This is a genomic window from Dehalococcoidia bacterium (assembly GCA_030648205.1).
GTDB lineage: Bacteria > Chloroflexota > Dehalococcoidia > JAUSIH01 > JAUSIH01 > JAUSIH01.
The window spans coordinates 22,804-32,994 of record JAUSIH010000111.1 but is presented as its reverse complement, the minus strand read 5'-3'; the positions used below and the strand labels follow the sequence as shown (position 1 = coordinate 32,994).

The following is a 10,191-nucleotide window of genomic DNA, read 5'->3' as shown; positions in this document are numbered from 1 at the left end:
TCCTGATACCTGAGCTGGGCGGGATAGGTGCCGCCCTTGCAGACGAGACAGGTGTCGAGCCACTGCTTGGTGATGCGCTTGAGCTGGCCGAAGAGATGGAGCTTCGGCTCCTCGCCGGGGTCGCGCCATTTCGTGTAGAGCAGGCGCTGGGTGACGTGGAAGAGCAGCGTGGAGGGCCGCATGTCTCCCAGATGTTCCAAGTTCATATCCACGCCTTCGCCGATGATGCCGGAGTTTCGCGTGATGGACGGGCCGACGAGGTCGGGGCTGAGTTCGAGAATGGAATCGTTGTTGAAGCTGGCAGTGAGGCGTTCTTCGGGCAGTTCGACGCGATAGCCTTCGACGCGGGGGAAATGGATTTCGAGCGCGTCGCGCTCCGGGCGGATGGCTTTGACCTGAACCGTCTCCCGCGGCGGTTGCGGCGGGGCGATGACCGGCTTGGCCGTGAAGTCGAAGGGAATGCCGAAAACATCGGCGTATTCGACATTGAAGAGACCTTTGTCCGGACCGTCTTCGTTCAGTTCGTAGGACTGGCGGCGGAGCGCGCGCCCAATGACCTGCTCGCACAGGAGCTGGGTGCCAAAGGCGCGAATGCCGAGGACGTGAGTGACGGTATTCGCATCCCAGCCTTCCGTGAGCATGGAAACGGAGACGACGCAGCGAATCGCTCCGCCCAACTGGCCGTACTTGCCGACAGTATTCATCACCTCGCGGAGAAGCGTCACGTCGTCGAGTTCCTTGCCCTGTTGAAGTTCATTAGCGAGCTTGCCGCCGCGTTCCACGATCTCGCGACGGAAGCGTTCAATCTCATCTGCGGCCATACCACGGAAGTTGTCGTCCAATGCTTCGCCGGATTCGAGTTGCTCGCTGTCGATAAGCAGGGTGTTCGGACGGGCGAAAGGGTTGCCGTGCTCATCAAAGTTACGGAAGAGGTCAAGGCGGCCATTCACCAGCTTCGGCAGACCGTTTTGATCCTTCTGGAAGAATCCTGAGACATAGTCGTAAACGAGTTTCGAGATGGCGGTGTTCTGGCAGACGATGATGAAACAGGGCGGCACACGAATGCCCTTTTCTTCCCACAGCTTGAAGGTCTTCTCGTAGTGGCCGTAGAGAGCCTGGAGAGCAGTTTGCAGTCGGGTGGGAAGTTTGAGGGGATCGAGTTCCTCGCCCTGGCCTCGGCCTTTCTTGGGCATGTCCTTGCGGATGTTCTCCCAGAGATTCCGATACATCGGCATCTCGTTGCCAGGAATGTTCTCGGCGACAGGAACGCGTGGCAGCTTTACGATGCCGCATTCGATGGCGTCCATGAGTGAGAAGTCGTTCATGGTCCACGGGAACAAGGTGCCCTCGACATAGCCCGAGCCGCTGAGAAAGAACGGGGTGGCCGAGAGGTCGATAACGCGTGCGAGGCCGAGCTTGCGATTGACGGCTTCGAGGCCGGAAATCCAAAGGCGGGCGGCTTCGCTATTCTTTGCCGCCTCCTTCCTCTCGTCGCCTTTTAGATCGTCGTCTTCGTCCGTGTTGGGCTTTTCGCGGTAGCAGTGATTGGCCTCGTCGTTCAACACGAGAATGTTTTTCATCCCCATGAGGTCGGGCATGACGCGCTGGATCATCTGGCCCTCGGTTTCGATGGTGTTCAGCTCGTCGCCGGTGCGGCCTTTCAACAGCGCACGTCCTCCGGCGGAGAGATCGACGCGCTCGCGGGGCTTGAATGCGTGGAAGTTGGTGATGACGATCTTGGCGCGGTTCACGTCGTCCAGCATATCGTCTGGTACCAGCTCGCGGCTGGCGTAGTAGCTGTCCGGGTCATTTGGCTGGAGGACGCGAAGACGGTCTTTGATCGTGATGCCTGGGGTGACGACGAGGAAGCCGCGCGTGAAGTGCTTACTGCCGGGTCGACGCACCGCGTTGATTGTCTGCCACGCGATGAGCATGGCCATGACGGTGGTCTTGCCCGCGCCGGTTGCGAGTTTCAGCGCAAAGCGCATGAGTTCAGGGTTGGCGTCCTTGTTGGCGCTCGCCAGGTAGTCGAGCAATCGTTTGCCACTCTTGGATTGGGGAGCAACCTCGGTCAGCCAGATAGCAGTTTCGACTGCTTCCACCTGACAGAAGAACGGGCGGACGCCGCCGAACTTGTGGTGCCGCCAGTGCTGGAGCAGGCGTGCCGTCTCCGTGCTGACCTGCCATTGGCTTGGGTTGGGCAACGCTCGCCACGCGTCGACGTTTTGGCGCACCTCGTTGATGTTTGAAGTGGGATCGTATTGCTGAGCCTTGGTGGAAAGACCTTTGCCTTCGTCGAATACCATTTGTGGCTGAGCCGCGACCGCCCTACGCTTCCTGGGTTTAGGAATCGGCGTAATGAACTCCGCCTTGCGGCGACTCTCAATGATTCGCTGGGTTGGCTGGCCCTGGGCATCAAGCTCCCAGTGCCGTGCCGGGTATTCATAGGGGGAGTTGAGGATGGGGTGCTCAAAGAATTCGTTAGCCACGCTATCTCTCCCTAGTCCGATGCGAACAAACGTAGGCTCTCTGGAGTGCACCTTTTTGAGCGTTTTGTAGCTTTGCTCCTGGGATACTCCCTTTCGGAGAGGGCCGAGTCCCGGTTGCGTGGTAACGCCCTCTTTATATGCCGCGACGGGCCGCGTGTCAATGATGCGGGCGAATGGTGATGCGCGTGGCCTGGAATCGCAAGGGAGGCCCCTGATAGGCCCAGGCCGCCCTCTGCACGGGCAGGCCCCGAACAGAGCCGCGCGTGCCTTGTGGCGGGCGCGGGTGCTGCTTGTGCTGGCCGACGGGATCGTGCGCCGGAGCACCATGCTCGCGCGGGGGGCGCGCGCCCCTGTTTTCATGCCCGTGGCGGTAGACGACGCGCCACGAGCCTCGCCGCTTCGCCTTTCGCTGCCCTGGACATCGGCTCAGAGCCGGAGACAGGAGAGACACGGCGCGTTCCGAGCGGCGCGGATTGGTCCGCGACAGTCGGCGGCGCAGGGATGGCGGCGCTTTCCGTTATCCTGCTGGACCGCTCCATCACCTACGTGAGCGTCGTCATCATCGACTCCGGACTGTTCCTCGTGCGCTACCTGCGCAGACGCCGCTCCCCAGGGCGGAGGACCGGGCCGACCCCGCGCTGAATAGCGTACTCCCCCCATTCCGCCAGTTCTCTTGCATGTGGATTGACATTGGTGAAGTTCACGTTCGCGAACAGCGAACGACCAACCGAGATGCAAGAGGACGCTGCTTCTCGGCGTTCATAGTACTTGGCAGTGAGAGACAGGCAAGCGACTACACATGGGGCCGAGAGGTTCCCCGTTTTCCACATTTGGAAGGGGCTAGACAGTCGTTGACATCTACCTGAATCTTGAAGAAAAGGTCTCAGCAACCGAGTAGGCGGAAACAAGCTTATTCAAGATGTCATACATCTCATTCTCAGGGGCACCGTTCTCAAGTCCTGCGATAACGTCCTCAAGAGGTTTCCCCAGCCATTGTTTCCACTGGCTTGCTTCTTCTGGAGTCATCGGACGCTCACGCCAATCGGCGGCAACCCTAAGGAATATGCATTGCATAACAAAAAACGGCAACGGTCTTGCGGAATCCGTTGCCGTTTTATTGCAGAGACGCGCCAAAGCGTCCAGATTACGAAGATAGAACCCCTTGAGCAGTTCGCCGCGAATTTGTTGAAGGTTCGTCAACGGTCACCCTCCCCATTGAATCCGCGTGGAGGATCGCGACAAAATCGTAGCCCCGGCGTCTCACTTCCTCGCTGCCGCCTTGATGCCGGTCCAAAAGGACAATAACCTTGACGACTTCACACCCCTCTTCCTCAACCTTATCGATTGCCTTAAGGACCGAGCCCCCACCAGTAATTACGTCATCTATGATGGCGACCTTCGCTTCCGGCCCCTTGGGCAAGTACCCTTCTATGAACTTCTTGGTTCCGTGTTCTTTGCGCTGATCTCTGACCACGAAGGCTGGGATTAGTCTCCCTTCACGGCGACCTATCAAGGAGATCGCAGGAGCCATCAGCGCAGCGCCAATCGTCAATCCGCCAACAGCTTTGACGTCGACATTCCGGAGCGCTTCGAAGATTTCTTCGGCTATGAGAGTGGCTGCTTCCGGGTCGGTTGTAGCCATCTTACCGTCAAAGTAATATTTGCTCTTTTGCCCGGAGGAAAGCACAAAATCGCCATACCGCATGGCGAGTTTCTCGATCAGCGTTTTGATTCTCTCTCTACGTTGTTCTTTTCCCACTTCTCGCCTCCCTTGACAGGCAACCATTATACAACCTCCTCGTTGATGGCTGCAAAGCACGAAGGGGATGCACATCGCGGTTCAAGGTAAGTGGGCTTTTTTGAGGACATGGAGAGGCCAAGAGGCAGGTGAGGTACTTGAAGCGATCTGTTGCTACTCACTGTGGCTGTATTATATACCAAATGGTATAATTGTCAATATCTGCCGCATTGCAGTTATTGTCCCTCTGGTATAAAAAGGGGCGTGCCATGCATGCTGCCGCCTGAATCACCCTCTAAAAGTCGTAGGTCTGGAAAGTCGCCTGGGCGTCGCACCTACGCCGGTTTGGGCACTCTTCTCAAAGACAGCCGCAAGACAAGTGGTTTGTCTGTGGAGTCCATTGCCATGCGCGTAGGGGTTAAGCCAAATTTCGTTTATTTGGTGGAAAAGGGCTTGAGGAAGCCGAAGGACGGTCATTTCAGCGCTTGGGCACGTGCCTACCGATTGCCTGAGAAAGAAATGTGGAAGTGCGTGGACCGCATACCGATGGACTTTGTCGACACTCTGAGACAGGAACCTCGGCCATCTGACCCGTTCGCAAGGTTGACTGAGTTTGAGAAGCGTGAATTACTTCCCTTCCTCGAGTACATTCGCTGGAAGGGAAATCGGAGAGACAACAACCCGCCTGCATCACCGACCTGATGTAGAGATCGGGAGCCGCGCCAAGGGTGAACGACTGGCAATGAAAGGGGAAGGGGTGGGCTGTGTAGCCCACCCCTTCTTTTTCCAACCGGTTTGTATGGTCAAGTTGTCCGGTTAGTGGACACGTTCGTGAACGGCGACGCGTCCGCCGACGCCAAGAGCTTCGACGGCGTGGATAAGCTGTGCCCGTCGGGCCAGTCGGTCAGCATGGGCACGAACGGCGCGACGCTCACCCTGGACAAGCTCGACGAGCTGATTGACCGGGTCAAGGGCGGCAAGCCGCACCTGCTGCTGATGAGTCGCCGCTCCCGCCGGACGCTCTCCGGGCTGGCCCGCGCCACCGGCAGCGGGGTGCTGGAGACGGACCGCAACCAGTTCGGCCAGATGGTGCAGTACTACGACGGCATCCCCGTGGCCGTCAACGACTGGATAAGCGACGCGAAGACCGTCGGCTCCAGCGCGGACTGCTCCACGATTCACGCGCTGCAGCTCGGCGAGGGGGCCGTGGCCGGCCTGACCGCGCCGGGCGGGCTGCAGGCGGAGCGCATCGGCAGCCTGGAGACGAAGGACGCCAGCCGCACGCGGGTCAAGTGGTACGTGGCGGTGGCGGTGTTCAGCGGCGTGAAGCTGGCGCGGCTCACCGGCGTGCGGCCGTAGGAGCCGCACTGTCTGACCCGCTCGCCCTTCGACGGGCTCAGGGTGAGCGGGTGCGACCTTACGCTCGTGGTGAGCCAGTCGAACCACGAGCCACGAGAGGTGATTATGGCGAACGTGCGTATTGACGCCAACGGTATTCCCAAAGGCCCCTGCTTTGAGCCGCTGGCCCCGGCTGTCCACCGGCAGAACGTGACGGCGGTGGACGCCGCGGACCCCGCGGACGCGTCCGGGGCCGTGGACTGCGCGGGCTTCCAGCAGTGCCGCTTCGACATAACGCTGTCGGGCGTCGGCATCGTGAGCCTGGACGTGCAGGCGCTGTTCTGGAACCCGCGCCTGGGCCAGTGGTTCGGCGGGGCGTCCCGCACGCTGACTGCCGCCGGACGCCACGCCCTGGCCGTGGAGGCGCGCGGGAGCGCCGTGTTCCTGAAGGTGACTGCGTTCCAGGGGACGTCGTTCAGCCTGAGCGCGGACTGCGCGGTGTCGTAAAGGGATTAGAGGTTGGGGGTTGGGGATTTGGGGGCGGCGTATCGCCAACCCCCAGCCCCCAATCCCTAAACCCTGTCACAAGGAGGTACGTATGCCACTACGGCTTGCGGGTGAAGACCAAACGGCTGTCCTGGGGCTAGACGGCCAGGGCTGGGTGCGGGAGGTGCAAGCGCCCGACGGCGGGTATTCCCTGAAGCTGCCCGACGCCACGTCCGCGGCGAAGGGCCTGCTGCTCGGCGGGGACGCCGCCCTGTACCGAAGCGCCGCAGGCACGCTGCGCCTGCCGGACAAGGTCCGCGCGGAGCGCGTGCAGGGCGAGAACGCGAACGTGTACGTTGACGTGGGGGCGGGCGGCAGCGGCTCAATTGAGATGCGGACGACGGGCAGCAGGGACATCGCACTCATCCCCGGCGGCGGGAAGATAGACTGCCAGGCCCGCCTCTACAACTCCGGCTCGGCGGACGGCGGCGCCGTGGCGGTGGCCGACGCCCTGCGCTGCGCCGGGCCTATTGACGCGTGGGACGACATCGACTCCGGGAGCTGGCAGGTGGCGCTGAATCCCACGGAGAAGGCCGTCTTTTTCAAGTTCCGCACGGCTGACCTGGACCCCGGCAACGATGGCGAGGGCATCCTGTACCTGGCCGAGGTCGGCGGCGCGCGGAAGCTGGTAGCCAAGGTCAAGAGCGGAGGCGTGGTCTATACGGGGACGCTGGCCCTCACCTAATGTCCTGTAACCGAAATACGCGTACGAAATTGTCATTGCGAGGAGTCCTTCGCGGAAGGACGACGAAGCAATCTGGAAGAGGGATGGACCGCCCCCAGATTGCCACGGCCCTCCTTCGTCGGGCCTCGCAATGACATTGCGGCAGACTTCGGGGACACCACACGAGCGAGGAGGAGAGACAACATGCCAAAGCAACTCGTTCTGGACAGCGTCCAGCGGGGCGGCGTCAACGTCTTCAAGGACACGGCGGGCCAGGTGACGGTCCAGGCCAACTATCGGGTGCTGGCCGGCGCCGAGGTGGTCCGCAGCGAGTCGAAGGACGTGACGGCGCTGCTCTCCACGACCCAGCGGGACGCGCTTTCGACCATGTACGACGACGTGTTCGGCGCGGTGCAAGTCGAGGAGCTGGGGGCGTGAGCATGCGGGCGGGTGTGGCGCCGGCCCTGACGGCGGGAGAGCTGGCGGGCCTGCGTCGAGCGCACCTGGACGCGGAGGAGACAGTCCTGCGCGCCCGGCTGGCGCACGTGGCGCTGCGCAGGCTGCTGCTGGCGCTGGAGGAGGCGCACGGGCTGGCCCTGGCGGACGCCATGGTAGACCTGCGCACCGGGGAGATCGCCCTGGCGCCTCCCATGCAGACGGAACACAAGGGGTGAGGTCGCCATGAACCTGAGCGAAATGCGGACGCGGGTCCGCCAGGACCTGCGGGACACGGACAGCTCCAGCTACCGGTGGACGGACGCGGAGCTGGACAGGCACATTGACCACGCGGTGCGCGACGTGGGCGTCGCCGCGCCGCTGCAAGCCAAGGCCACACTCGCCACGTCCGGCGGCGGGCGCGACATCTCGGTTGCGGCGCTGGCCGGGCTGGTGGCCATCGAGGCGGTCGAGTACCCCGCGGGACTGTATCCGGCAAGCTACGTGCCGTTCCGCCAGTGGGAGGCGACGCTGACGCTTCTGGTGGACGGCGTGCCCGCCGCCGGAGGGCAGGTGACGGTCTATTACGGCAAGCTGCACACCCTGGACGCCGGCTCCTCCACTCTGCCATCCAGGCTGGAGGAACTGGCGGCGCTGGGGGCCGCCGCCTACGCCGCCCTGGCATGGGCCAGCTTCGCGACGAATAGGATCAACGTGGGCGGCGACACTACCTGGCAGAACTACCTGGCCTGGGGGCAGGACCGGATGGCGGCCTTCTTGCGCGGCCTGGCGCAGCACAGCCGCAAGAACGCCCTGCGAGTCCGTCACCTGTACGCTCCCGCCACGCCCCTTCCGTGGAAGGGCCAGTCCACCGACTGGGGGCCTTAGATGCGTCCGCTCAGCTCGACACTCCTGGCCGCGCAGAGGGCCGCGTCCTCGGTACCCTACGCACGGGTGGAGGTCGTGGACGCCCGGGCGGGCGTGCCGCGCCTGGCCTGGTCGCGCCTGTACACGGGGACGGAGCCGGACTTCCACCACGCAGCCATTCTTGCCGGGGACGGCTCGCTGGTGCGGGCGCGCGTGGGCGCCTCTGACTACCGCCTGTACCGCCAGCGGACGACTGCGCCCGGCCCCGGCTCTGACTTCGGGACGTGGACCCTGGTGGCGGACATCTCCAGCGACTCCGGCATTGCCCTGGCGAGCGCGGGCAGCAGGGTGGCGCTGTGCTCCGTGGGCCAGAACCAGTACTCCATCTACGTGCGGGAGAGCGCGGACTACGGCGCCACGTTCGGCAGCCCGCTAAACGTGGCGAACGGCGACAGCGCCGTCCGGTGGATGGCCGCCGCCTTCAAGGACGCCGACCGCGCCCTGCTGCTGTACGCAACCACATCCCCCGCGAGGGTCTGGGGCGTCCGGCGGACGGCCGCGGGCTGGGAGACGCCCTTCCTCTGGCTGGAGACCTTCTCCAGTATCACGGGGCTGGCGTGCGCATACGACGGGGACTGGCGCCTTATCGTCGCGGGAGTGGACAGCCCGGGCAACGCCAGGCTGCGGTCGGTGGTCCTGGGCGACGGCTCGGCCTATCCGGTGGGCGAGTGGTCATCGCCGAAGGTCATCGTCCAGGCGAGCGCGGGGGCCGGCGTGAGCTTCCGCGCGCCGTTTCTGGCCGGGGGGTCTCCCCCGCGGCTGAGCTTCGTGGAGGCGTACAGCGGCCAGGCGCCCTACAGCCGTCCGAATCTCTCGCACCTCGTCCCCGGCAGCGCCTTCACGCAGGGCCTGTGGCGGGAGCCGGGCCCGTTTAATCTGGCATCCTCGTACGGCGCGGCCCTGGCGCTGGACGGCCCTTCCGCGGAAGGGTGGCTCTCGACGCCGAGCGGCGTCTGGCGGGCGCAGACCTCGTCCCAGCCCCTGGACCTGACCGACGACGTGCTGGAGATGCGGATGACGCAGGGGCCGGCGGGCGGCGCGCTGAGCGTGACGCTGCGCAACGACGACGGCCGCTACAGCAGCCCCGGCTCCGGCGTTCTGGCTGCGCTCGACGCGGGCGCGGAGGCGCGGGTCGGCCCGGGTTACGAGACGTCGGCGGGGCGAGAGGTTTCGCCCGGGCTGAGCTTCTGGATCGAGGGGTGGGAGCACGCCGCGGAGGGCGACGCGTCGCGCCTGACGCTGCACGCCCGCGACGCCTGGGGCCTGCTGGATGCGTGGGTCGCGCGGTACCAGTACGCCTGGGCCTCCGGCGAGGCGAGCGTCAAGGACATCCTCGCCTACCTGCTGGGCCGCGCCGGGCTGGTCCTCCAGGTGACGGGCGGCAGCAGCGCGCTGACCACGCTCACGCCGGCGTTCACGCTGCACCCCGGCGAGAAGGGCAGCGCCGCCGTCCGGCGACTGCTGGCCCTGGCGCCGGACACGCTCTCCTTCCGGGGCGCCACAGCCCTGGTCAGGGACACCCAGCCCAGCGACCCCGCGGACTACGCCTACGGCACGGACCACGCCATCGCGGAGGGCCTCTACGCCAGCCGGCGCCGCCGCGCCAATCGCGTGCAGGTGTACGGCCAGACGGTCGTGGGCGAGTCCTTCGCGTGGGACGAGGTGGAACGCGTGCCGGAGCGGCTGCGGCAGGTGCAGGACCGCAACCTGACCACCGTGGAGGAGGCGCAGGCGCGCTGCGCCGCGGAGCTGCGCCGGGAGGAGTTAGACGCGGTGTCCGGGGACATCCTCGTGCCCGTCAACTGCGGCCAAGAGCTCTACGACGTGGTGGAGGTGACGGACGCGCGCGCGGGGCTTGTGGCGGCGCGGCGCCGCGTGCTGGGGCTGGAGATGCACTACAGGCGGTCGGGCCGCCGCGCGCGGTACGCGCAGCGCATCACTCTGGGCGGAGTATAGAGGCGTCACGGGAAGGCGCGGGAAACCGTGGGTTTCCAGCCGGGGGATGACGGGGGTGTCCCCCGTCTTCCTTTCACTTCCCCTCTCCTGAGGAGAGG

11 protein-coding genes are annotated in these 10,191 nt (G+C 64.4%); 8 read left to right on the top strand and 3 right to left on the bottom strand.

What is annotated here, in order from left to right; genetic code table 11:
• Window positions 1-2,489, bottom strand: a 2,489-nt coding sequence (locus Q7T26_12560) for a DEAD/DEAH box helicase family protein (GenBank protein MDO8532973.1), incomplete at its 3' end; no start/stop codon positions are given.
• 501 nt (window positions 2,490-2,990) lie between these two features.
• Between Q7T26_12560 and Q7T26_12555 the strand changes: the two genes are divergently transcribed.
• A complete protein-coding gene (locus tag Q7T26_12555; protein MDO8532972.1) occupies window positions 2,991-3,131 on the top strand; it encodes a hypothetical protein in 141 nt (46 codons plus the stop codon).
• A gap of 216 nt (window positions 3,132-3,347) precedes the next feature.
• Here the strand turns inward: Q7T26_12555 and Q7T26_12550 are convergent, their stop codons facing one another.
• Both Q7T26_12550 and pyrE read right to left on the bottom strand, forming a co-directional pair.
• Window positions 3,348-3,689 (bottom strand): hypothetical protein, encoded by a 342-nt coding sequence (locus tag Q7T26_12550; protein ID MDO8532971.1) that lies wholly within the window; start codon window positions 3,687-3,689, stop codon window positions 3,348-3,350.
• Window positions 3,634-4,248, bottom strand: a complete 615-nt coding sequence (gene pyrE, locus Q7T26_12545) for an orotate phosphoribosyltransferase (GenBank protein MDO8532970.1) — start codon at window positions 4,246-4,248, stop codon at window positions 3,634-3,636. The genes Q7T26_12550 and pyrE overlap by 56 nt, the downstream gene beginning before the upstream one ends.
• 798 nt (window positions 4,249-5,046) lie before the next feature.
• Between pyrE and Q7T26_12540 the strand changes: the two genes are divergently transcribed.
• The 7 genes from Q7T26_12540 to Q7T26_12510 all read left to right on the top strand — a co-directional run bounded on the left by Q7T26_12540 (window position 5,047) and on the right by Q7T26_12510 (window position 10,093).
• A complete protein-coding gene (locus Q7T26_12540; GenBank protein MDO8532969.1) occupies window positions 5,047-5,586 on the top strand; it encodes a hypothetical protein in 540 nt (179 codons plus the stop codon).
• Window positions 5,587-5,691: 105 nt separating this feature from the next.
• Window positions 5,692-6,072, top strand: coding sequence for a hypothetical protein (locus tag Q7T26_12535; GenBank protein MDO8532968.1), 381 nt, complete (start codon window positions 5,692-5,694; stop codon window positions 6,070-6,072).
• A gap of 91 nt (window positions 6,073-6,163) precedes the next feature.
• Window positions 6,164-6,796: a hypothetical protein gene (locus Q7T26_12530; protein ID MDO8532967.1), complete on the top strand. Its 633-nt coding sequence runs from the start codon at window positions 6,164-6,166 to the stop codon at window positions 6,794-6,796.
• Between the two features lie 183 nt (window positions 6,797-6,979).
• Window positions 6,980-7,213, top strand: coding sequence for a hypothetical protein (locus Q7T26_12525; GenBank protein ID MDO8532966.1), 234 nt, complete (start codon window positions 6,980-6,982; stop codon window positions 7,211-7,213).
• Complete coding sequence (locus Q7T26_12520) at window positions 7,210-7,449, top strand: hypothetical protein (GenBank protein ID MDO8532965.1); 240 nt, start codon at window positions 7,210-7,212, stop codon at window positions 7,447-7,449. Before Q7T26_12525 ends, Q7T26_12520 begins: the two co-directional genes overlap by 4 nt.
• A 7-nt stretch (window positions 7,450-7,456) precedes the next feature.
• Window positions 7,457-8,098 (top strand): hypothetical protein, encoded by a 642-nt coding sequence (locus tag Q7T26_12515; protein ID MDO8532964.1) that lies wholly within the window; start codon window positions 7,457-7,459, stop codon window positions 8,096-8,098.
• A complete protein-coding gene (locus Q7T26_12510) occupies window positions 8,099-10,093 on the top strand; it encodes a hypothetical protein (protein MDO8532963.1) in 1,995 nt (664 codons plus the stop codon). It begins immediately after the preceding gene.
• Window positions 10,094-10,191: the final 98 nt, after the last annotated feature.

Bases quoted from the DNA above. Each gene is read 5' to 3' on its own strand.
- Q7T26_12555 (MDO8532972.1), top strand. From the start codon at position 2,991: ATGGCGGCGCTTTCCGTTATCCTGCTGGACCGCTCCATCACCTACGTG.
- Q7T26_12515 (MDO8532964.1), top strand. From the start codon at position 7,457: ATGAACCTGAGCGAAATGCGGACGCGGGTCCGCCAGGACCTGCGGGAC.
- Q7T26_12530 (MDO8532967.1), top strand. From the start codon at position 6,164: ATGCCACTACGGCTTGCGGGTGAAGACCAAACGGCTGTCCTGGGGCTA.
- Q7T26_12510 (MDO8532963.1), top strand. From the start codon at position 8,099: ATGCGTCCGCTCAGCTCGACACTCCTGGCCGCGCAGAGGGCCGCGTCC.
- Q7T26_12525 (MDO8532966.1), top strand. From the start codon at position 6,980: ATGCCAAAGCAACTCGTTCTGGACAGCGTCCAGCGGGGCGGCGTCAAC.
- Q7T26_12535 (MDO8532968.1), top strand. From the start codon at position 5,692: ATGGCGAACGTGCGTATTGACGCCAACGGTATTCCCAAAGGCCCCTGC.